Here is a 19,721-nt window from a genome sequence, read left to right as displayed (position 1 = left end):
CGCTACGCGCCGACCCTCCCCACAAGGGGGAGGGTAAAGATCAAACCTTGGCCAGGGCCTGTTCGAGATCGGCGACGATGTCGTTGACATCCTCGATGCCGATGGAAAGCCGGACCGTGTCCGGACCCGCGCCCGCCTTGACCTTCTGCTCGTCGGAAAGCTGGCGGTGCGTGGTCGAGGCCGGGTGGATGACCAGCGATTTGGTGTCGCCGACATTGGCCAGATGCGAAAACAGTTCGAGCGCCTCGACAAATTTGACGCCCGCCTCGTAGCCACCCTTCAGGCCGAAGGTGAAGACAGCGCCGGCGCCGAGCGGCGAGTATTTCTTCTGCAGCGCATTGTTCTTGTCGCTGGGCAGGCCGGGATAATTCACCCAGGCGACCTTGGGGTGGTTGGACAGCCAGCCGGCGACGGTGACCGCATTGTCGCAATGGCGCTGCATTCTGAGCGGCAAGGTTTCCAGCCCGGTCAGGATCAGGAACGCATTGAAAGGCGAGATCGCCGGGCCGAGATCGCGAAGGCCGAGCACGCGCGCGGCAATGGCGAAAGCGAAATTGCCGAAGGTTTCGTGCAGGACGATGCCGCCATATTCGGGGCGCGGCTCAGACAGCATCGGGTACTTGCCCGATTTCGACCAGTCGAAAGTGCCGCCGTCGACAATGGCGCCGCCGATCGAATTGCCGTGACCGCCGATGAATTTGGTCAGCGAATGGACAACGATGTCGGCGCCGTGCTCGATCGGCCGCACCAGATAGGGCGAGGCCAGCGTGTTGTCGACGATCAGCGGCAGGCCGTGCTTGCGGGCAATGTCGCCGATCTTCTCGATGTCGACGAAGACCCCACCCGGATTGGCCAGGCTCTCGATGAAGATCGCCTTGGTCTTGTCGTCGATCTGGCTCTCGAAGGTCGAGATGTCATTGGTGTCGGCCCAGCGCACCTCCCAGCCGTAGTTCTTGAAGGCGTGGCCGAACTGGTTGATCGAGCCGCCGTAAAGCCTTGTCGCAGCGACGAAATTGTCGCCGGGCGTCAGCAGATTGTGGAACACCAGCACCTGAGCGGCATGGCCGGAGGCGACGGCAAGTGCTGCCGTGCCGCCTTCAAGTGCTGCGATCCGCTCTTCCAGCACCGCCTGGGTCGGGTTCATGATGCGGGTGTAGATGTTGCCGAACGCCTTCAGCCCGAACAGCGAGGCGGCGTGGTCGGCATCGTCGAAGACGAAGGAGGTCGTCTGGTAGATCGGCGTGGCGCGTGCGCCGGTCGCCGGGTCGGGCTTGGCGCCGGCATGGACGGCGAGCGTGTTGAAACCGGGCGTACGGGTCATCGAAACCTCCCTCTCCTGAACCTTCTGAAAATCGTGGGCATTCTTGGCGAACCGCAGCCACGAATGCAAAGAAGAAAATACCTTTCGGCAAGCGATCTACGATGAACGCGCGGGGAACTTCATCGCTTCCCGGAATAATTTTGCTCGCCTGGGAACCGAGCATGGCTTTCGGGATCGCGGTCTATTTCTGGCGCACGCCAAAACTCTGGTATCCCGACCGCATCAGCGGCTTCTTCGATGACAGCACACCCGAGTTGACACCGGTCCAGCCGATCTCGCCCGACAGCTTGCCATATTCGATCTTGGGGCAGCGGTTCATCACCACCTTGATGCCGGCCGCTTCGGCGCGCGCCGCCGCCTCGTCATTGCGCACGCCAAGCTGCATCCAGATCACCTTCGGCAAGGGATTGAGCTTCAGCACCTGATCGAGAATGCCGGGCACTGCAGCGGAGGCCCGAAAAATGTCGACCATATCGACCGTATCAGGCAGATCGGCTAGGCTGGCATAGACTGTGCGGCCAAGGATTTCCTTGCCGGCCTGTCCGGGATTGATCGGGAAGACCAAAAAACCCTTGGCCAGCAGGTATTTCAGCACGAAAAAGCTCGGCCTGACGTCATTGGCCGACGCGCCGACCATGGCGATGGTCTTCACCGAATTGAGGATGCCACCGATATAGGCATTGTCGTACGCGTCGTGGTTCATCCGGCAATTGCCTTCCTGCGGTAGTGATAGCGGTAGAGTTCTTTGGTGAACCCAAGCGAAGCATAGAGCGCGCGGCCCGGCGCATTGTCGGCGACGACCTGCAGGCAGGCCGCCGAGGCCCCTGCCCGCCGCGCCCAGCCGATCAGGCTGCCGACCGTCCTGCGGCCGAGGCCTTGCTGCCTGAACCGGCTGTCGGTCTCGACCGACTCCACCACAAGCAGGCCATCACGGATGACGCCATAGGCCAAAGCGGCAATTTCGCTGTCACGCTCGCAGGATACGAACGCCTTGTCGCCGATGATCAGACCGGGCATTTCGCGAAAGACGCGGCGATCAGCCTCGTCATAAGCACCCATGCGGAACCGCGCCGCGAACCAGTCCTCGCTGGGCGTCGGCGACACGGTGACGTGCTCGTCGCTGATATCCACCAACTCATCAATCCCGCCATAGAGGTGGATGGTTCCGCCTTCGAAATCGTAGCCGCGGCGGCCGAGCAGCGTGTCCATTTCGGCGGCGATGTCGGGAACCCGGAACAGCGGCGTCTGGCCATGATCGAGATAGAATGCCTCGGCAACATCGAGCACGCTCTCAGGCGTGCCGCGCTTGCCCCGCAGGGGATTTACCGAATTGCTGCGCCGGATCCGGCCGCCGGAGCGCCTGAGAAGCCAGCCGTCGAAAACCGTCTCCACCGCTGCCGGCCAGGCTTCGCGGCAAGCCTGTTCGCTCTGCCAGTTGAGATCGTCGCTCATGCCCGCACCGTCACTTGTCGTCTTCCCGCAGCGCCTCTTCCATAAACGCCTGCGGGTCGGTGCAGAAGTCGCGCATCATGCGAAAATGGTCGGTGTCGCTGAAATCGGTCGGGTCGAGGCCGAAACGGCTGATGCGGAACAGCCTAGCGCCCGGACAGGCCATCAACAGCGGCGAATGCGTGGCCATGATCACTTGCGCGGTCCCCGACTGGTCCATGCGCCGCAGCATCTTCAAGAGTTCGATCTGCCGCGACGGCGACAGCGCGCTTTCGGGCTCGTCGAGGATGTAGATACCTTGCCGGCGGCAGCGCTCCTCGAAGAAGCGAATAAAGCCCTCGCCATGCGACCAGGACAGGAAATCCGGCGGCGTCCCGCCGGATTCTCTGGCCGCCTCGTCGAGGTAACGGGCAACAGAATAGAAGGATTCGGCGCGAAAGAACCAACCGGCTGTAACCTTCGGCAGCCAATGGCAACGAAAGCTGTTGGCCAGCCCAGCACCGCTCTTGTCGATGGCACGAGAATGGTCGACCGGCATGTAGCCCTTGCCGCCGCCGGCTTCGTCGTAACCGGCCAGCGCGCCGATGGCTTCCAGCAGCGTCGATTTGCCGGTGCCATTTTCACCGACGATGATGGTGATCGGCGTGGTGAATTCGAGCGAGAATTCCTGGCCGCGAAACAGCGGCAGGTTCCACGGGTATTTTTCCCAGTCGGCCACTCGTTCGGGGTCGAGCAGGATGCGCTTGAGGTAAGGCGCCTTGAGCCGCGTCAGTTGCTTGCGGTACGCCATGCGGGATCAGTCGGGCAGCGAGATTGTACCGTCTTCCGCGATCGGGAAGGCCGGATTGTGGGCGACTTCCCAGACATGGCCGTCAGCATCGGCGAAATAGCCGTACCAGCCGCCCCAGAAGGCGCGGCCGGCCGGCTTGACGATCCTGCCGCCGGCCCTCTCTGCCATGGCAAGCACCTCGTCGACCTCGGCATCGGAGCGGGTGTTGTAGGCGAGATAGACCGCCGACGGCGCCTTGGCGAAGCTGACGCCTGAATCTTCCTCGGCGCTTGGCCGCGGAAACAGGCCGAGAATGGCGCCACCCATCTGGAAGAAGGCAACGCCGTCGGTGATGCCGGCGTGACGCTTGAGGCCCATGCCCTCATAAAAGCGCACGGCGCGGTCGAGATCGTCGGTGGCTACGGTTATGATGGAGATGCGCGGTTCCATGGGTCGAAAAACCTATTCGTCCGTCCATTCCGGTTTGCGTTTGCCGATGAAGGCGCCAATGCCTTCTTCCGCATCGCGCGCCAGCATGTTCTCGACCATGACGCGTCCGGTATAGGCGTAAGCGTCGGCCAGCCCCATTTCGGCCTGCGCGTAAAAGGCTTCCTTGCCGGTCTTGACCACCAAAGATGATTTGGAAGCAATGGTTTGCGCGTATTTGGTGACGATCTGATTCAGGTATTCGCGCGGCACGACGCGGTTGACGAGGCCGAACTCCTTGGCCGTCGCGGCATCGATGGTCTCGCCGGTCAGCAGCATTTCCATCGCCTGCTTGCGCGAGACGTTGCGCGACAGCGCCACCATCGGCGTCGAACAGAATAGGCCTATATTGACGCCCGGCGTGCAGAAGGTGGCCTCATGCGAGGCAATGGCGAGATCGCAGCTGGCAACCAGTTGCAGCCCTGCCGCGGTGGCGAGCCCGTCAACTTCAGCGATTATCGGCAGGGGATGGCGAACAATTGCCTGCATCAACGCCGCGCAAGCCGAAAATGTCTGCTCGAAGAACGCCTTGCCTTTGTCGGCGTCGGCGCGGCGCGCGGTCATTTCCTTGAGGTCGTGGCCGGCGCAAAAGACCTTTCCGGCCGCCGCCAGGACGATGACCCGGACGGATTTGTTGGCCTTGGCCTGATCGAGCTCGGCGCTCAGCGCCGCCATAACGGAAAGCGACAAAGCGTTGGCGGGCGGATTGGCGAGGGTCAGGCGCAGCACGCCCTTGTCCAGCCTGGCAGTGACCGGCCCATCTATGGCAGCAGGTTTGATGGCAAGGATTTCGGCCATGATAAGGTCTCCGCGATTCCGCTGGGCGCCACCAGACTATCTAATATCGGATTGGGTTTCATCAACACCCATCGCTTGCGCCAGTGGGCTGAAGGTGTTGCCAGAAACGCGCCATTGCGTTCATACAGGCCCGGCATAGAACGAGAGACCGACATGCCCGCCCAGGACAATCTCAAGCCAGTGCTGAATGCGGCTGAAGTCAATGCGCTGATGGCCAGCGTCTACCCGCAGCTCAACGACGAGTTCACCTTCTATGAGGCAATCGACGTGTTCCCGGGCGGCTGCATGGTGCGGCTCAATGCCGACGAGCGGCATTTGCGGCCCGGCGGCACGGTGTCCGGACCGTCGCTGTTCACGCTGGCCGACATTGGCGGCTATGTCTGCGTGCTCAGCCATGCCGGGCCGGACGCGCTCTCGGTCACCGTCAACCTCAACATCAATTTCATGCGCAAGGCCGAGGCCGGGCCGATCGACGGCCATTGCCGCATCCTGAAGCTGGGCAAGAGCCTGATGGTGTTCGATATCGACATCGTTGCCGGGCCGGAGGGCCACACGGTAGCCCATGCCACGGGCACCTATTCGATCCCGCCGAAGCGGGCTCCATCCTGACGATTGAATTTTTCAGTGTTGTGTATATATATGCGCATAGGTGACTTTTGCTGGAACGTGACAGCCGCAAGATCGTAAAGCGCCTCAGGGATGAGGGCTTCGAACTGATTTCCGTGCGTGGCTCGCACCACAAATTCCGCAAGGGTCCAATCGTGTTGATTGTTCCCCATCCTGAAAAGGATCTGCCAACGGGTACCGTTCGTGCAATCGCCAAGCAGGCAGGCTGGACAAGAACGGGCTGAAGCGCACAGGAAAGACGGCCATGAAAAACTACTTCGCACTGGTCGACAAAGACCCTGACAGCGCCTTCGGCATCCGCTTCCCCGATATTCCCGGCTGTTTTTCAGCTGCGGACGAAGCAGAGGATATCGTGCCGAATGCGGTTGAAGCCTTGCAATTGTGGGCGGAAGACATGCCTGTCCCCGAACCGTCGAGCCATGAAGCCATCCTTGCCCTCCCCGATATTCGCAGCGCGCTCGCCGAAGGCGGCTATCTTGTCTCGGTACCGCTCATCGACAATGACAGCGCGGTCGTGAGAGCGAACGTAACTTTTGAGCGCGGGGTTTTGCGTGCGATCGACGCTGCAGCCCGCGAGCGCGGCATCACGCGATCTGCATTTCTGTCCAGTGCAGCCCGCAAGGAAATCGAAGCCAAGCACTAGAATTGCCGCGGTCAGGTAGCCAAGCGGCGTGATTTCGATGTGGTAAAATAATACCTTTCTATCAAGCTATTGTTTTTATTGATATTTCCGGATCACTACGCTTTTCCTACGCCTTGACGCCCAAAGTCCCCTCGCCTATAAGCCCTCCCGAAGCAGCGGCCCGCAAAGGCCGCCGTTTTGTTATTGGCGGCGGGCAAGTGCCTTGTCGCCAATCCAAGCAACAAGAAACGCCTTCTCCATCATTGGAGTAGGTCCTAACCGAAAGCAGAAATCCATGGCAACCTTTTCGCAGAAGCCTGCGGATGTGGTGAAGAAGTGGGTGCTGATCGACGCCGAGGGTCTCGTCGTTGGTCGTCTCGCCACCGTCATCGCCAATCATCTTCGCGGCAAGCATAAGCCCACCTTCACCCCGCATGTCGACGATGGTGACAACGTCATCGTCATCAATGCCGACAAGGTGGTGTTCACCGGCAAGAAGTTCACCGACAAGGTCTACTACTGGCACACCGGTCACCCCGGCGGCATCAAGGAGCGCACCGCGCGCCAGCTGCTCGAGGGTCGTTTCCCCGAGCGTGTCGTCGAGAAGGCCGTCGAACGCATGATCCCGCGCGGCCCGCTCGGCCGTCGCCAGATGAAGAACCTCCGCGTCTATGCAGGCACGGAACATCCGCATGTCGCCCAGCAGCCCGTCACCCTCGACGTGGCCAAGCTGAACGCCAAGAACAAGAAGGTTGCATAAGATGGCTGAGCTTTCCTCGCTCGCAGAATTGGGCGCCGCCACCGGCAACACCAATACCCAGCCGGCAGCACCCGTCCATGTCCAGAAGCTCGACAAGTCGGGCCGCGCCTATGCCACCGGCAAGCGCAAGAACGCCATTGCGCGCGTCTGGGTGAAGCCGGGTTCCGGCAAGATCGTCGTCAACGACAAGGAATTCGCGACCTATTTCGCGCGTCCGGTCCTGCAGATGATCCTCAACCAGCCGATCATCGCCTCCAACCGCGCCGGCCAGTACGACATCGTCGCCACCGTCATCGGCGGCGGCCTGTCCGGCCAGGCGGGTGCTGTTCGTCACGGCATCTCCAAGGCGCTGACCTACTACGAGCCGGCGCTGCGCGCCGTTCTCAAGAAGGGCGGCTTCCTGACCCGCGACAGCCGCGTCGTCGAGCGCAAGAAGTACGGCAAGGCGAAGGCCCGCCGCAGCTTCCAGTTCTCGAAGCGCTAAGCGCGACGAAACTGCCAATCTCCAAAGGCCGCCTCCGGGCGGCCTTTTTGTTTGGGTTTCGGCAGTCACCCCACCCGGCGCGACCTCCCCATCAAGGGGAGGTAGAAGGTCGCGTGTTTTCGCCGTGCGCCCAGGCAGCGGCCTTGTTGGTCACTTCAGGTTGGCCGCACAGCGAATGCGTGGAGAAGCAGATCAAGATAGGCTCGACGATCAAGCCAGCACTGTCAATCAGGAGAACTTGATGGGTTTCCCGTTACTTACACACTGGTTACGCAATCTTTGTGTAAACATGGCGAACCTCCCTTCGAGGTACTCTCTCTTTTCTTGCAACGAAGAGAATGCATGCTCGCTATAAAGATCACTTTCTAGAGTGTAATCCCGCAACTTTATTATTTGAGATTTGTTTTTTATAGCCGCCTGTACAAAGATATTAAAGATGGGTCCGTTCTGCAAAATACCTTTTGAAACTCTGTACGCACAATTGCAATAATCTTCACCGTATCGAGTTTCCTTCTTACAGTCCTCTAATGTTTGTGAAGATTCCTCATAATTCTTTGGATCGACATGATGTGTTATGGCATGTGCGCTGTCGGCCAGCATGAGCATGGTAGCCATCGACGCCATTAGCAGAATCTTGCTCATTCGAGTCTTTCGTCAGCGGTTTTCTCAGCTTCATTCACGACACTACGTGCACAATCAATACATGGAGCGCAGGGTAGGTCTACCGGCTTCAAAGCGCTTCTCGCAAATGTGACTGATGGGTTCCCCTGCATTGTGTCATTCCACCCACCTAGGGCTGAACTGGTTTTAGGGCGGACATAATCATTGAAGCCTGTCCCGGGCCACGGTGCCTCGCAAACGAAGGTTTTGGAGATGGAGACACAAGTCACGATGTGATGGCGCCGGCGCAGTACATGTCCGGCGACAGATCTCAGGGCTCGCCGGCCTTGATGAAGTCGATGAACGCCCTGAGCGGCGCGGGCACGAGGCGCCGGCCAGGGTAGTAGAGAAACGGACCGGAGAAGCTCTGCCACCATGGCTCGAGCACAGGTTCGAGCGCACCACTCTCGAAATGCGGGCGCAGCCAGTCTTCAAACAGCCAAAGAATGCCCAGGCCGGCGATCGCCGCATCGACGACGAGATCGACTCCGCCACCGATCCCAACGATCAGCGGACCCGTAGGATCGACCAGCACCACCTCGCCGTCACGCTCGAATTCCCACGACGGCATCGCCCCGCTGGGGAAACGGCCGCGCAAACAGGCATGGCCGAGCAATTCGCTGGGGTGTTGAGGCCGACCATGGCGATCTAGGTAGGCCGGCGAAGCGGAGGCGGTGAAGCGCTGGATGCGTGGTCCTATCGGCACAGCAATCATGTCTTGTTCCAACCGCTCGTCGTAGCGGATGCCGGCATCGCAACCAGCCGCCAGCACATCGACGAAACTCTCCTCATTGACCACCTCCAGCTGGATGCCGGGGTAGGCAAGGAGAAACCTCGGAACGATGCTGGGCAACACCAGCCGCGCCGCGCTGACCGGCACGTTGAGGCGCAACGTGCCCGTCGGCCGGTCGCGGAAGCCATTCACCACGTCAAGTGCCGCCTGGACTTCGTTCAAGGCTGGGCCAAGCCGCGCCAGTAACCCGGCACCCGCGTCGGTCAAGGCGACGCTGCGCGTCGTACGATTGAGCAGCCGGACACCGAGCCGTGTTTCCAGGCGGCGGACCGCCTCGCTCAGACCCGAGGCGCTTCCGCCGCTGGCGCGCGCGGCTTCGCGAAAGCCCCCGGCACGTGCCACCGCTAGGAAGGCGTTGAGATCACTCAGTTCGACATTCACTGTTCGCTATCCTGTACAGCCCGTGCAGATTATATAGGGTTATCAGGACAGCGGACAGCGCCTATTTCTGCTTGGTCATTCAAGGAGAAAGATCATGGCCAACATAGACCAGTCCGGCACGTTCACCCTCGGCAGCCACACCGTAAGGCGGCTCGGCTACGGCGCCATGCAGCTCGCCGGGCCGCACGTTTTCGGTCCGCCGAAGGATCATGACGCGGCCATAGCGGTACTACGCGAAGCGATTGCGAATGGGGTCAACCACATCGACACCAGCGACTATTACGGTCCGTATGTCACCAATCAGCTGATCCGTGAGGCGCTGGCGCCCTATCCCCAGGATCTCGTCATCGTCACCAAGATCGGCGCGCGGCGCGGCAGCGATGCCTCCTGGCTGCCTGCCAATTCGCCCGGGGAACTTGAGCAAGCTGTGCACGACAACCTCAGGAATCTCGGACTTGAGGTTCTGGACGTCGTCAATCTGCGCATCATGTTCGGGACGATGGGGCCGTCGGAAGGCTCGATCGAAGGGCAGCTGACAGCGCTTGCCGAACTGCAGCGCAAAGGGCTGGTGCGCCATATCGGCCTGAGCAACGTCACCGCAGCGCAGGTCAAGGAAGGCCGGGGGATTGCCGAGATCGTCTGCGTGCAGAACATGTACAATCTGGCGCACAGGCACGACGACGGATTGATCGACGAGTTGGCGCGCGCCGGTATCGCCTACACTCCATTCTTCCCGCTCGGCGGTTTCAGCCCGCTGCAATCGTCGACCTTGTCGGAGGTGGCGGCGCGGCTCGGCGCCACGCCGATGCAGGTGGCGTTGGCGTGGCTGTTGCGCCGCTCGCCGAACATCTTGCTGATCCCGGGGACGTCATCGGTTGGACATTTGAGAGAGAACTTGGCAGCGGCGGAGCTGGAGCTGTCGGCTGATGTGCTGGCCGAGCTGGATGGGGTGGCGAAGGCGGCGTGAGACGCGGTTAATCTCCCCCCTTGAGGGGGAGATGTCGCCAAAGGCGACAGAGGGGGTCGGTCCGGCCGGGCTCAACCTTCCTGCGGCAGATGGAGGCTAGCGCTCTGTGCGCGGCGACCCCCTCTGGCCTACCGGCCATCTCCCCCTCAAGGGGGGAGAGCGCAGCTTCTGCGTCGCTCTAATTGATACTCGCCGTGCTCGCCGGCTCGGCCGGCTTTGCCTCATCGGCATAAGGCACCCGAAACCCGTTCGCCGCCAGCCAGTCAATCGCAACCTTCGGTTCGTCGGTCTGGATGATGGTGGCGCCGCGGTCGGCCCAGAAGCCGTAGGTCTCGGCCGGCAGGCTGGCCGCAACCGCCAGTTCGTCGCCGCGGCCGCCTGAGAGGAAGCCGCCGGGCTTGTTGACGATGGCGTAGGTGTCGGCCCAGATGTGCCAGCCGCCCCGTACCGACATCGCCCGCATGCGCGTGCTGAACAGTGGTCCGCCAGTCTGCGTCAGCGTCGCAGCCCCTGCCCGCCAGTTGATCAGTTCGATCGCGCCGGGCGCAAAAGCCTTGCCGACCTTTTCGGCGAAGGCGGCGTCACGCACCGCGTCGTCGGCGATGATCGGCATGAACTGGAAGCCGCCGCCGGCAGCATCGAGCGTCGCCTTGACGGTGTCGATGCGCTGCTGGTTCCAGAGGTTCTCCTTGACGATCACCTGTTCGGCCATGCCGAGCTCGCGAGCGATGGCGATCATGCCGGGCAGCGCCTGAACATCGAGCTTGTTGTCGAGGTTGATGAGGATGCGATCTCTGGTCGCTAGCAACATTTCGCGCAGCGTGGAAACCGCCTCATTGGTCACGGCACCTGTGCCTTCGACCACCAGCCTGCAGCGTTTGAGCTCCGCCAGCGTGTAGTTGACCACCTCGCCCTTGCAATTCGTGGTGCGGTCGAGCCAGCTGTCGTGCATGACGACGAATTCGCCATCCTTCGAGCGCCTGATGTCGACCTCGACGATTTCGGCGCCCATCGCGATCGCGCCCTCGACGGCGGCGAGCGAGTTTTCGGCGTAGAGCGTCTTGGCGGCCTGCATGCTGCCGGCGCGGTGCGCGGCGACCATGACATGGTCGCGCCACTGGTTGGCATGTTCGAAGCGGTCGAGAATCTGCCTGGCGCGGGTTTCCCCTGCCGAGGCCTGGCCGGTGAAAGCGCCAAGTGCTGCGCAAAGCAGAAGGCAGATGGTCCGCATCGAGAATCGCTCCTTGCCGGATCGGACCGGGGATAGGCGACGTCAGTGACATCCCGGTGAACGAAGCCGGCTAGTGGATTGTCGTGCCGCTGCAACAAAGTCGTGCTGAAACCATGCCGGCAGCGCGCCCGGGCGGACTTGAGAAGGCAGCCTGTAGAGCGCCACGTCGTTTCGCCAAGCTGTGACTGGCATCTTGCGTGCCGGTTCTGTAGTTGTGGCAGCCCGATGAACAAAGAGGACCCGTAATGGCGAACCAGACCATCGACAACGCCTTCACCGCCCGCTCCAAGACGGGGGCATCCTTCGAGCCGACCTATGCCGGCGCGCTGTCGTTCATGCGGCGCAAATACACCAAGGACGTAAAGGGCGCGGACGCCGTCGTATGGGGCATTCCCTTTGACGCCGCCGTCACCAACCGGCCGGGCGCGCGGTTTGGGCCGCAGGCGATCCGCCGCGCTTCGGCGATCCTCGACAACGATCCGCAATATCCGTTCTCGCGCGACCTGTTCGAGCATCTCTCGGTCGTCGACTATGGCGATTGCCTGCTCGATTCGGGCAATCACCAGAAGACACCCGGCACGATCGAGCGCGAAGCGGCGAAAATCCTGAAATCAGGTGCCTTCCTGCTGTCGCTCGGCGGCGACCATTTCGTCACCTGGCCGCTGCTCAAGGCGCATGCCGCCATCCACGGGCCGCTGGCGCTGGTGCAGTTCGACGCCCATCAGGACACCTGGCCGGATGACGGCAGGCGCATCGACCACGGCTCCTTCGTCGGCCGCGCCGTCAATGAAGGCATCATCGATCCCGACCGCTCGATCCAGATCGGCATCCGCACCCATGCGCCCGATACGTTCGGCATCAAGATCCTCTACGGTCACGAGATCGAGGAGATGCGGGCGTCAGACATAGCCTATGCCATTGTCGACCGCACCGGCGGCAGGAAGACCTATCTCACCTTCGACATCGACTGCCTCGACCCGGCCTTCGCGCCTGGCACCGGCACGCCGGTCGCCGGCGGACCGTCTTCGGCGAAAATCCTGTCGACGCTGCGCCAGCTCGGCCAGGTCGATATTGTCGGCGCCGATGTCGTCGAGGTTGCGCCGGCCTATGATCACGCCGATATAACGGCGATCGCAGGCTCCATGGTGGCCATGCACTATCTCGGCCTGGTGGCGGAACGTAAGGCGCGGGCCGAAGAGTTGAACAACGGGAACCATGGCGCTACGAACCACGGCCAAGGCATATAGGTTTGAACTAGCAGGGAATTTGGCAGGGATATGAAACCGAAAATCTTCATCGACGGCGAACACGGCACCACCGGCCTGCAGATCCGGGCGCTGCTGGCCGAGCGCGGCGACCTCGAGATCATCTCGATCCCGACCGAGCGCCGCAAGGAAACGGCGGCGCGTGCCGAGTTCCTCAATGCCGCCGATGTCGCCATCCTGTGCCTGCCGGATGCGGCCGCCAAGGAAAGCGTGTCGCTGATTGCCAACGACACCACCAAGGTGATCGACGCCTCGACGGCGCATCGCGTCGCCGAGGGCTGGGAATATGGCTTTGCCGAACTGGACAAGGGACAGGCGAAGACCATCGCCAACGCCAAGCGCGTCGCCAATCCCGGCTGCTGGCCGCAAGGACCGATCGCAACGCTGCGGCCGCTGGTGGCGGCAGGCCTGCTGCCGCCGGACTTCCCGGTTACGGTCAACGGCATTTCGGGCTATTCGGGCGGCGGCCGGCCGATGATCGAGGACTACGTCGCCCAGGGCGAGGATGCCTCGGAATTCCTGCCCTATGGGCTGACCCTGCAGCACAAGCACGTGCCGGAGCTCAGGACCTACGCAAAGTTGTCGCACGATCCGATCATGCAGCCGGCGGTCGGCAATTTCGCCCAAGGCATGATCACGGTGGTGCCGCTGCAGCTCGGCGGCCTCGACCATGTGCCGACCGGCGCTGAACTGCATGCCGCGATCGCCGACCATTTTGCAGCCATCAAGGGCGGCGTGGTCGAGGTGGCGCCCTATGCGCATATGGAGCGCATGCCGGAGATCAATCCGGAGGTCTATAACGGCACCAATCGCATGAAGGTCTATGTCTTTGCCAATGACGACAGGGCACAGGCGCTGCTGATCGCCGTCTATGACAATCTCGGCAAGGGCGCCTCGGGTGCGGCCGTGCAGAACATGGACCTGATGCTCGGCCTTTAAGTCAGAAGGAGAGCGAGCGCGACGATCTCTGCCTCGATCCGGAGCGCATCGCGCATATGGCGGAAGTCTTCACCGCAACGCTCGGCCAGACGCCGCCCGCCATTCTGGACCACGCAATCGCCTGGGGTTGCCTGTCGGCCGCGTGGCACCACGAAGACGAGAATGCGGTCGATGAAAACCGCGAGTTGTCGGTGGCCGAAGCGATCCGGAAGGTGCGGCTCAGCTTCTGACTTCTATCTCGTGCGGCAGCGGATAGGCGCCCTTGGTGCCGCGCCAGTGCGCGGCGGCAAAACCCAGCAGGACAAGGGCGAAGGCCTGATGCGTCAGTGCCATGTGCAACGGCACCTGCATTAGCAGCGTGCCGATGCCGATCGAGGCCTGGACCAGAACCAGCAGGAACAGCAGCGTCGCGCGCCGCGCATGCGTCGTTCCCGGCTGGCGCATCCGTGTCGCGATCATATGCCAGAGCGCGACGGCAAAGACCGTATAGGCGCCCAGCCGATGGACGAATTGCACCGTCTTCGGATTCTCGAAGAAATTGCGCCAGGCCGGTTCGAGCAGCAGCAGGTCGCTGGGGACGATCTTGCCGTCCATCAGCGGCCAGGTGTTGTAGCTCAGGCCGGCATCGAGGCCGGCGACCAGGCCGCCGAGATAGATCTGGACCAGCGCAAGAAACACGATGAAACCGGCCAGTCGTTGCGTCGACCGATCGGCGGCAGGTTCTGAGTGCGGCGCCAGCCCACGCGCGACCACCATGGTCGCGGTGAAGATCAGCGCGGCAAGCGTCAGATGCGTCGCCAGCCGGTACTGGCTGACGGAGACGCGGTCGACCAGGCCGGAGGCCACCATCCACCAGCCGATGGCGCCTTGCAGGCCGCCGAGCAGAAGAATGCCGAGCAGTTTTGGCCCAAGGCCGCGCTCGATGCGCCGCGTCGCCCACAAGACCAGCAGCGGCAGGCCGAAGACCAGGCCGACACTGCGCGCCAGGATACGGTGCGCCCATTCCCACCAGAAGATCGACTTGAAGGCGTCCAGGCTCATGCCCTTGTTGAGCTCGGCATATTGCGGGATCTTTTGGTAGAGCTGGAATTCCTCCTGCCACTCGGCGTCGTTGAGCGGCGGTATCACACCATGGATCGGCTTCCACTCGGTGATCGACAGGCCGGAATTGGTGAGCCTGGTGGCGCCGCCGACCAGCACCAGCGCAAACAGCACCAGAAGCACGACATAGAGCCAGCCGCGCACCAGCGCCCGGTTGGAGAGGTCACGGTCGCGGGCCGTGTAAGGCGCGGCAGCTGAGATGGCGGCCATGGATTTGTCCCGGCGTTGCAAGTGGCGGATTGGTGAACCATCGCAACCCGGCTGACAAGACCGGGCGGCGCGGCACGCCGTCGCGCCGCAACTGCCGGGTTGCGCGCGCCGCCGGTTGGGCCTAAGCGAAGGCGATCAACGAGAACGCCTCATGCCCATCCGCCTGAAAAAGCTGATCGGAACCTTCCTGCTGGTGGCGCTGGTCATCATCTATGCGCTGGTCGCGTCGATCATAGCGGTGGCGCAGCTGTCGGAATCCGGCCCGCTGGTGCATTTCCTGTTCTTCCTGTTCAGCGGCCTGTTCTGGATACTGCCGGCGATGGGCATCATCAAATGGCTGATCCTGGAGCCGCGGCCGAAGGGCTGAAGCGGGCCAGGCTAAATTGTCACGACCATCTTGCCGGCATTGGCCAGCGGCGTCGTCACGCCCGACAGCATGGTGCGGATATGGGCGACGCTCTGGTAGCGGCCGTTGACCGAAATGCGCGGCAGTGCGTGCAGGAAGCCGGCATGCTCGGCATGCAGCACGCCATGGCGGGTGGTCACCGCCGAGGCGTAGCCGGCATCGCGGGCAAAGCCGACTTCACGGCAGCCGACAGCGCTGGCATAGCCATAGGGATAAGCGAGATGGCGCGGCTCTTCGCCGAGCTGCGCCTGTAGCTGGCGCCTGACGTCGCCGATCTCATGGCGCGCATCGGCTTCGTCGAGCCGCTTCAAATTGCGGTGGTTGACCGTATGCGCGCCGATGGTCACCAGCCTGTGCGCCGCCATGGCGCGTATATCGTCCCAGGTCATCAGCGTGCTTGAGCGCAAGCCATCGAGTTCGATGCCGTTCGAGCGCGCGAGCTCGCGCAGCACGGCGCGCTGATCCTCCTCGCGCACCTCGAGCGTCAGATAGGCGTGCAGGCGCGCATTGGCCTGGAGTTTCTTGCCGTGGGTCGAGCAGTCGATCGTCACCGGACCCTTCGGCGTCGCTAGCGTCAGCCGGTCGCGTGCGTTGACGATGTCCTCGACGACGTCCCACCACAAATCGGCGCTGCCGTCGATCAGGCCCGGCGCGACATAGATGGTGATCGGCGCGTCGTGCTTTTCCAGCACCGGCAGCGCTTCGGTCATGTTGTCGCGATAGGCGTCATCGGCGGTGATGGTGGCGAACTGGCCGTCCTTGCCGCCAGCCTTGATGCGCTCGATCGCCTCGTCGAACGTAACGAAGGCATAGCCCCTCGCCTTCATATCGGCGACCAGAGCGTCGAGGAAACGCGGGGCGATGTTGAGGTGGCGGTTGACGCCGTCGGGCTTTTCCGGCGTGGCGGTGACCCGGTGCAACATCAGGATGGCGCCGATGCCGCCGACGAAGGGTTTGGCCAGCGGTGCGAGGCCGGTAAAGCGGGCGATGTTAAGCGCCAGTTTCCGAACTGCCTCCCCGCCGTCGATCATTCATTCACCTTTTGCGCCTAGGCTCAATCCAAGCACGGAACGCGCCGACGCGAACTCCCTGATCGCGACGAATACGCCTTAAGGATTGAGGTATGGTTGACGCCACCGCGTCATTTGACGGCAATCGGCTCGCCGCAAGCAAGGCGTCTGCGCGCGCAACGGCTGCCGACCAGACCAGCCTGTCGGTGTCGATCGCAGACGCTGCCGCGCTCGCCTCTTACGGGGAATTTTGCCGGTCGGCCTTGTTTGCGCCGGCGCAGAGCGCGGCCTGGGCCCGTGCCTGGACAGCGCAGGCCAATCCGGATGCCATCGTCGCCACGCTGAAAATCGAGGACAGGCCGGTCTTCTCGCTGGCGCTGGAAATCACGCGAACCGGTCCATTTTGCGTCGCCCGCTTCATGGGCGGACGTCACGCCAACGGCAATTTCGCCGCCGCCGATCCGAACTGGCTGGCAAAGACCGATGCCGGGGCGATCCGCCGGCTGGTGACGGCGATCGGCAAGGCGCGCCGCGACATCGACCTCGTTGCGCTGGAAAGGCTGCTGCCCGATCTCGAAGGCGTTGCCAATCCGCTCGCGACGTTCTCTAATTTTCCAAGCCCAAACCTGTCGCTCGCCGTCGACCTCGATGGTGGTTTCGATGCTTTGCTGTCGCGCGCGAGCGGCAAGCGCAAACGCAAGAAGCACCGTTCGCAGACGCGCAAGTTCGAGGCGGTCGGCAGTCATCGCCGCTTCGAAGCACGGACACCGGATGAGGTGAACAGGCTGCTCGATGCTTTCTTCGAGATGAAGGAATTCCGCTTCGCCAAGATGGGCATCGCCAATGTCTTCGGCGAGCCGGAGGTGCGTGCATTCTTCCGCACGCTGTTCGCCGGCGCGCTGGCCGATGAAAAACCGGCCTTTGTGCTGCATGGGCTCGAAGTGGCCGGCAAGCTGCGCGCCATCACCGGTTCGAGCCGCTCGGGCAGACGCCTGATCTGCGAATTCGGAGCCATTGCCGAGGACGATCTCGGCCACACCAGTCCCGGCGATTTCCTGTTCTTCGACAACATCCAGGAAGCCTGCGAGACCGGCTTCGAGGTCTATGATTTCTCGGTCGGCGACGAACCCTACAAGCGGCTCTGGTGCGATATCGAGACCCAGCATTTCGAGGTGCTGGTGCCCCTGACGCTGAAGGGACGAGCGCTCGCATCGGCGCTGCGGCAAGGCGCGCGGGCGAAAGCTTTCATCAAGAACAGCCCGACGATCTGGAAGCTGACCAAGATACTGCGCCGCAAGGCGGCCGGACAGGCAGCGCCCGCCGCCACGGAAGACGAAAATTAGCCGTCAGAAATTGAGAGCTTCGCGCAGCGCGGGACCAGCCCTGACACGCAGATCGAGATCAGCCTCGATGTGGTCGATGTGATGCAGCATCAAGCGGCTCACCAGCCCGCAATCGCCCGCCTCCAGCGCGCCGACAATCCCCGTGTGCTCGCTATGCCCGCAGGCTGACACGCCGGAGCGTCCGTAAAGGGCGATAACGAGTGAGGAGCGCGCAACCAGTTCCTCCATAAAGCGCTGCAGGATGGCGTTGCCGGCGACGGAGGCGAGCAGCAGATGGAAATCACCTGACGCCTTGATTTCGGAGCGCCGCGCGGTCGGACCGCGTTCGGCGATGAAGCGGCCTTCCTCATCGAGTTGGGCGCGGAAGGCGGCGATATCGGTGGCAGTGACCCGCCCGCAGGCGGCAATGGCAAGGCCCGGCTCGATCAGCCGGCGCGAGGCGAACACCTGGCGCGCCTCCTCGGGCGACGGGTTGGCGACGAAGGCGCCACGGTTGCGCTCGGTACGTACCAACCCCTCGAAGGACAGCATCTGCAGCGCCGCGCGCGCGACGGTGCGCGAGACGTCGAACAGCGTGCCGACCTCGCCCTCCGACAGCTTGGTGCCCGGCGCCAGCCGACGGTCGACGATGGCGTCTCGCAGATTATCGCGGATCGCCTGGGCGCGATCCTGATTGGCGCTGTCGGCGGAATAGATCTGATCGGCTATGTTCATGGCGATGATGGTTCCCGCCCCCTTCTAGCGCGACTCGTCGGCTGCGCACGAGAGGCAAAGTGGACACGAAGCTAAAAAAGATTGCATACGATTCTTGTGCAAATCGCGCACAATCGCCCATAATTTGTGCAATGCACAAGGCAGCTCGCTAGATAGGCAGCGCTGCCGAAGCCTGATTTTTCAGACAATTCAACTGCTTGGCCGCTGACCCGCAAACTGGCACGCATGATGCTTTGGTTAATGCGACCAAACGGGAAAGCCTGAATGTCCAAAGCCGCCGAGATCGACATCGTGTCCGTTTCGAAAGTGTACGGAACGACGACTGCCGTCGAGGCCATCAGCCTGAAAATACCGGCAGGCACCTATTGCTGCCTGCTGGGTCCCTCCGGCTGCGGCAAGACCTCGACGCTGCGCATGATCGCCGGCCATGAAAGCATTTCGTCGGGCGATGTCCGGCTTGGCAACACTGTCGTCACCGACCTGCCGCCCGCCAAGCGCGGCACGGCGATGATGTTCCAATCCTATGCACTGTTCCCGCATCTCGACCTCATCGACAATGTCGCTTTCAGCCTGAAGATGAAGGGCGTCGACAAGGAAAAGCGCCGCGCCAAGGCGCTCGACATGCTCAAGCTGATGCAGATGGAGGCCTATGCGACGCGCCGCCCCGCGCAGCTTTCCGGCGGCCAGCAGCAGCGCGTGGCGTTGGCGCGGGCGCTGATCACCGACCCCGAGGCGCTGCTGCTCGACGAGCCGCTGTCGGCGCTCGACCCGTTCCTGAAAATCCGTATGCGGGCCGAGTTGAAGAAGCTGCAGACTTCGCTCGGCATCACTTTCGTCCACGTCACCCACAGCCAGGAGGAGGCCATGGCTCTGGCGGATCTGATCGTGGTCATGAATGACGGCCGCATCGAACAGGCGGCACCTCCGCGCGATGTGTTCGAAAGGCCGGCCACGGCGTTTGTCGCGCGCTTCATGGGTGACCACAATGTCATCTCCGGCCGGGTCAGCGGCGCGCGCGACGGCATGGTCGTTTTCGACGTCAATGGCGGCGCCTCGCTCGCCGCCTGCGGTCAGGGCCAGGACGTGGGGACGCCAATCGATATCGCCATCCGCACCGACCATGTGCGCATGGGTGAAGCGCCCTCGCCCGGCCTCGGCTTCACCGGCATCGTCTCCAACATCGAATATCGCGGCGCCACGGTGAAGCTGTCGGTGACCGGCGCCGGCATCGACGATTTCACGGTCATCGTCGACGATTCCGACTTCTTCGCCAAACCCGTCGCCATTGGCGACGCCGTACCGCTCGCCTGGGATTCCGAGGATGCGATCGTCCTCGGGCGCCTTCATTCATGAATTCAACGAAGCAAAACAAAACAGGGGAATAA

General features: G+C 62.5%; 23 protein-coding genes and 1 pseudogene. 12 read left to right on the top strand and 12 right to left on the bottom strand.

Translation table 11 applies throughout. From position 1 onward, the window contains the following. Positions 1-40: 40 nt before the first annotated feature. From AC1DZ8_RS16055 to AC1DZ8_RS16030, 6 genes are all read right to left on the bottom strand, one after another. The gene (locus AC1DZ8_RS16055) at positions 41-1,321 is read right to left on the bottom strand and encodes an O-acetylhomoserine aminocarboxypropyltransferase (RefSeq protein ID WP_477301573.1); all 1,281 of its coding nucleotides are present in this window, start codon (positions 1,319-1,321) and stop codon (positions 41-43) included. A gap of 181 nt (positions 1,322-1,502) precedes the next feature. Beyond that, positions 1,503-2,024, bottom strand: a complete 522-nt coding sequence (locus AC1DZ8_RS16050; RefSeq protein ID WP_477301575.1) for a CoA-binding protein — start codon at positions 2,022-2,024, stop codon at positions 1,503-1,505. After that, positions 2,021-2,773, bottom strand: a complete 753-nt coding sequence (locus AC1DZ8_RS16045) for a GNAT family N-acetyltransferase (protein ID WP_477301577.1) — start codon at positions 2,771-2,773, stop codon at positions 2,021-2,023. Before AC1DZ8_RS16045 ends, AC1DZ8_RS16050 begins: the two co-directional genes overlap by 4 nt. Positions 2,774-2,783: 10 nt before the next feature. Beyond that, positions 2,784-3,560, bottom strand: coding sequence for an AAA family ATPase (locus tag AC1DZ8_RS16040; protein WP_477301579.1), 777 nt, complete (start codon positions 3,558-3,560; stop codon positions 2,784-2,786). Between the two features lie 6 nt (positions 3,561-3,566). Further along, entirely contained in the window at positions 3,567-3,989 is a 423-nt protein-coding gene (locus AC1DZ8_RS16035) for a VOC family protein (protein WP_477301581.1), read from the bottom strand. Between the two features lie 12 nt (positions 3,990-4,001). Continuing rightward, on the bottom strand, positions 4,002-4,823 hold the full coding sequence (locus AC1DZ8_RS16030) for an enoyl-CoA hydratase (RefSeq protein WP_477301583.1): 822 nt from the start codon (positions 4,821-4,823) through the stop codon (positions 4,002-4,004). Between the two features lie 153 nt (positions 4,824-4,976). On the opposite strand from AC1DZ8_RS16030, the gene AC1DZ8_RS16025 reads away from it, so the two are divergent. The 5 genes from AC1DZ8_RS16025 to rpsI all read left to right on the top strand — a co-directional run bounded on the left by AC1DZ8_RS16025 (position 4,977) and on the right by rpsI (position 7,316). Beyond that, a complete protein-coding gene (locus tag AC1DZ8_RS16025) occupies positions 4,977-5,432 on the top strand; it encodes a PaaI family thioesterase (protein ID WP_477301585.1) in 456 nt (151 codons plus the stop codon). 50 nt (positions 5,433-5,482) lie between these two features. Next, a complete protein-coding gene (locus AC1DZ8_RS16020) occupies positions 5,483-5,674 on the top strand; it encodes a type II toxin-antitoxin system HicA family toxin (protein WP_477301966.1) in 192 nt (63 codons plus the stop codon). Positions 5,675-5,694: 20 nt separating this feature from the next. Beyond that, positions 5,695-6,093, top strand: coding sequence for a type II toxin-antitoxin system HicB family antitoxin (locus AC1DZ8_RS16015; protein WP_477301587.1), 399 nt, complete (start codon positions 5,695-5,697; stop codon positions 6,091-6,093). A gap of 274 nt (positions 6,094-6,367) precedes the next feature. Next, the gene (gene rplM, locus AC1DZ8_RS16010; RefSeq protein ID WP_192253381.1) at positions 6,368-6,832 is read left to right on the top strand and encodes a 50S ribosomal protein L13; all 465 of its coding nucleotides are present in this window, start codon (positions 6,368-6,370) and stop codon (positions 6,830-6,832) included. A gap of 1 nt (position 6,833) precedes the next feature. Beyond that, positions 6,834-7,316, top strand: a complete 483-nt coding sequence (rpsI, locus tag AC1DZ8_RS16005; RefSeq protein WP_023669408.1) for a 30S ribosomal protein S9 — start codon at positions 6,834-6,836, stop codon at positions 7,314-7,316. 228 nt (positions 7,317-7,544) lie between these two features. Here rpsI and AC1DZ8_RS16000 read toward each other — a convergent pair whose 3' ends face one another. Both AC1DZ8_RS16000 and AC1DZ8_RS15995 read right to left on the bottom strand, forming a co-directional pair. Then, positions 7,545-7,958: a hypothetical protein gene (locus AC1DZ8_RS16000; RefSeq protein ID WP_477301590.1), complete on the bottom strand. Its 414-nt coding sequence runs from the start codon at positions 7,956-7,958 to the stop codon at positions 7,545-7,547. A 289-nt stretch (positions 7,959-8,247) separates the two neighbouring features. Continuing rightward, positions 8,248-9,150 carry a LysR family transcriptional regulator gene (locus AC1DZ8_RS15995; RefSeq protein ID WP_477301592.1) on the bottom strand — a complete coding sequence of 301 codons (903 nt, stop codon included), beginning with the start codon at positions 9,148-9,150 and terminating at the stop codon, positions 8,248-8,250. 94 nt (positions 9,151-9,244) lie between these two features. Here AC1DZ8_RS15995 and AC1DZ8_RS15990 point away from each other — a divergent pair, with 94 nt between their 5' ends. Continuing rightward, positions 9,245-10,117 carry an aldo/keto reductase family oxidoreductase gene (locus AC1DZ8_RS15990; protein ID WP_477301594.1) on the top strand — a complete coding sequence of 291 codons (873 nt, stop codon included), beginning with the start codon at positions 9,245-9,247 and terminating at the stop codon, positions 10,115-10,117. A gap of 178 nt (positions 10,118-10,295) precedes the next feature. Here the strand turns inward: AC1DZ8_RS15990 and AC1DZ8_RS15985 are convergent, their stop codons facing one another. Continuing rightward, positions 10,296-11,348: a glycerophosphodiester phosphodiesterase family protein gene (locus AC1DZ8_RS15985; RefSeq protein WP_477301596.1), complete on the bottom strand. Its 1,053-nt coding sequence runs from the start codon at positions 11,346-11,348 to the stop codon at positions 10,296-10,298. A 245-nt stretch (positions 11,349-11,593) separates the two neighbouring features. Between AC1DZ8_RS15985 and speB the strand changes: the two genes are divergently transcribed. From speB to AC1DZ8_RS15970, 3 genes and pseudogenes are all read left to right on the top strand, one after another. After that, the gene (gene speB / locus AC1DZ8_RS15980; RefSeq protein ID WP_477301598.1) at positions 11,594-12,595 is read left to right on the top strand and encodes an agmatinase; all 1,002 of its coding nucleotides are present in this window, start codon (positions 11,594-11,596) and stop codon (positions 12,593-12,595) included. Positions 12,596-12,625: 30 nt separating this feature from the next. Continuing rightward, positions 12,626-13,552: an N-acetyl-gamma-glutamyl-phosphate reductase gene (gene argC, locus AC1DZ8_RS15975; protein WP_477301600.1), complete on the top strand. Its 927-nt coding sequence runs from the start codon at positions 12,626-12,628 to the stop codon at positions 13,550-13,552. Between the two features lie 14 nt (positions 13,553-13,566). Then, a pseudogene (locus tag AC1DZ8_RS15970) lies at positions 13,567-13,782 on the top strand (aminoglycoside phosphotransferase family protein); the annotation flags it as partial. Here AC1DZ8_RS15970 and AC1DZ8_RS15965 read toward each other — a convergent pair. Then, positions 13,772-14,863, bottom strand: a complete 1,092-nt coding sequence (locus tag AC1DZ8_RS15965; RefSeq protein ID WP_477301602.1) for a COX15/CtaA family protein — start codon at positions 14,861-14,863, stop codon at positions 13,772-13,774. The pseudogene AC1DZ8_RS15970 and the gene AC1DZ8_RS15965 sit on opposite strands and share 11 nt — an antisense overlap. A 151-nt stretch (positions 14,864-15,014) precedes the next feature. Between AC1DZ8_RS15965 and AC1DZ8_RS15960 the strand changes: the two genes are divergently transcribed. After that, complete coding sequence (locus tag AC1DZ8_RS15960; RefSeq protein ID WP_477232828.1) at positions 15,015-15,230, top strand: DUF2842 domain-containing protein; 216 nt, start codon at positions 15,015-15,017, stop codon at positions 15,228-15,230. Positions 15,231-15,241: 11 nt separating this feature from the next. Here the strand turns inward: AC1DZ8_RS15960 and AC1DZ8_RS15955 are convergent, their stop codons facing one another. Further along, a complete protein-coding gene (locus AC1DZ8_RS15955) occupies positions 15,242-16,300 on the bottom strand; it encodes a polysaccharide deacetylase family protein (RefSeq protein ID WP_477301604.1) in 1,059 nt (352 codons plus the stop codon). Between the two features lie 92 nt (positions 16,301-16,392). Here AC1DZ8_RS15955 and AC1DZ8_RS15950 point away from each other — a divergent pair, with 92 nt between their 5' ends. Then, a complete protein-coding gene (locus tag AC1DZ8_RS15950; RefSeq protein WP_477301606.1) occupies positions 16,393-17,622 on the top strand; it encodes a GNAT family N-acetyltransferase in 1,230 nt (409 codons plus the stop codon). A gap of 3 nt (positions 17,623-17,625) precedes the next feature. Here the strand turns inward: AC1DZ8_RS15950 and AC1DZ8_RS15945 are convergent, their stop codons facing one another. After that, complete coding sequence (locus AC1DZ8_RS15945; RefSeq protein WP_477301608.1) at positions 17,626-18,336, bottom strand: GntR family transcriptional regulator; 711 nt, start codon at positions 18,334-18,336, stop codon at positions 17,626-17,628. Positions 18,337-18,600: 264 nt separating this feature from the next. Here AC1DZ8_RS15945 and AC1DZ8_RS15940 point away from each other — a divergent pair, with 264 nt between their 5' ends. Further along, positions 18,601-19,689, top strand: coding sequence for an ABC transporter ATP-binding protein (locus AC1DZ8_RS15940; protein ID WP_477301610.1), 1,089 nt, complete (start codon positions 18,601-18,603; stop codon positions 19,687-19,689). The last annotated feature ends 32 nt before the right edge of the window (positions 19,690-19,721 follow it).

The organism is Mesorhizobium sp. P2_F7 (assembly GCF_056403695.1).
This window is presented reverse-complemented; position numbering and strand designations above follow the sequence as displayed.

Coding starts and splice junctions, on each gene's coding strand:
- AC1DZ8_RS16055 (WP_477301573.1), bottom strand. CDS start 1,321: ATGACCCGTACGCCCGGTTTCAACACGCTCGCCGTCCATGCCGGCGCC.
- AC1DZ8_RS16050 (WP_477301575.1), bottom strand. CDS start 2,024: ATGAACCACGACGCGTACGACAATGCCTATATCGGTGGCATCCTCAAT.
- AC1DZ8_RS16045 (WP_477301577.1), bottom strand. CDS start 2,773: ATGAGCGACGATCTCAACTGGCAGAGCGAACAGGCTTGCCGCGAAGCC.
- AC1DZ8_RS16040 (WP_477301579.1), bottom strand. CDS start 3,560: ATGGCGTACCGCAAGCAACTGACGCGGCTCAAGGCGCCTTACCTCAAG.
- AC1DZ8_RS16035 (WP_477301581.1), bottom strand. CDS start 3,989: ATGGAACCGCGCATCTCCATCATAACCGTAGCCACCGACGATCTCGAC.
- AC1DZ8_RS16030 (WP_477301583.1), bottom strand. CDS start 4,823: ATGGCCGAAATCCTTGCCATCAAACCTGCTGCCATAGATGGGCCGGTC.
- AC1DZ8_RS16025 (WP_477301585.1), top strand. CDS start 4,977: ATGCCCGCCCAGGACAATCTCAAGCCAGTGCTGAATGCGGCTGAAGTC.
- AC1DZ8_RS16015 (WP_477301587.1), top strand. CDS start 5,695: ATGAAAAACTACTTCGCACTGGTCGACAAAGACCCTGACAGCGCCTTC.
- rplM (WP_192253381.1), top strand. CDS start 6,368: ATGGCAACCTTTTCGCAGAAGCCTGCGGATGTGGTGAAGAAGTGGGTG.
- rpsI (WP_023669408.1), top strand. CDS start 6,834: ATGGCTGAGCTTTCCTCGCTCGCAGAATTGGGCGCCGCCACCGGCAAC.
- AC1DZ8_RS16000 (WP_477301590.1), bottom strand. CDS start 7,958: ATGAGCAAGATTCTGCTAATGGCGTCGATGGCTACCATGCTCATGCTG.
- AC1DZ8_RS15990 (WP_477301594.1), top strand. CDS start 9,245: ATGGCCAACATAGACCAGTCCGGCACGTTCACCCTCGGCAGCCACACC.
- AC1DZ8_RS15985 (WP_477301596.1), bottom strand. CDS start 11,348: ATGCGGACCATCTGCCTTCTGCTTTGCGCAGCACTTGGCGCTTTCACC.
- speB (WP_477301598.1), top strand. CDS start 11,594: ATGGCGAACCAGACCATCGACAACGCCTTCACCGCCCGCTCCAAGACG.
- argC (WP_477301600.1), top strand. CDS start 12,626: ATGAAACCGAAAATCTTCATCGACGGCGAACACGGCACCACCGGCCTG.
- AC1DZ8_RS15965 (WP_477301602.1), bottom strand. CDS start 14,863: ATGGCCGCCATCTCAGCTGCCGCGCCTTACACGGCCCGCGACCGTGAC.
- AC1DZ8_RS15960 (WP_477232828.1), top strand. CDS start 15,015: ATGCCCATCCGCCTGAAAAAGCTGATCGGAACCTTCCTGCTGGTGGCG.
- AC1DZ8_RS15955 (WP_477301604.1), bottom strand. CDS start 16,300: ATGATCGACGGCGGGGAGGCAGTTCGGAAACTGGCGCTTAACATCGCC.
- AC1DZ8_RS15950 (WP_477301606.1), top strand. CDS start 16,393: ATGGTTGACGCCACCGCGTCATTTGACGGCAATCGGCTCGCCGCAAGC.
- AC1DZ8_RS15945 (WP_477301608.1), bottom strand. CDS start 18,336: ATGAACATAGCCGATCAGATCTATTCCGCCGACAGCGCCAATCAGGAT.
- AC1DZ8_RS15940 (WP_477301610.1), top strand. CDS start 18,601: ATGTCCAAAGCCGCCGAGATCGACATCGTGTCCGTTTCGAAAGTGTAC.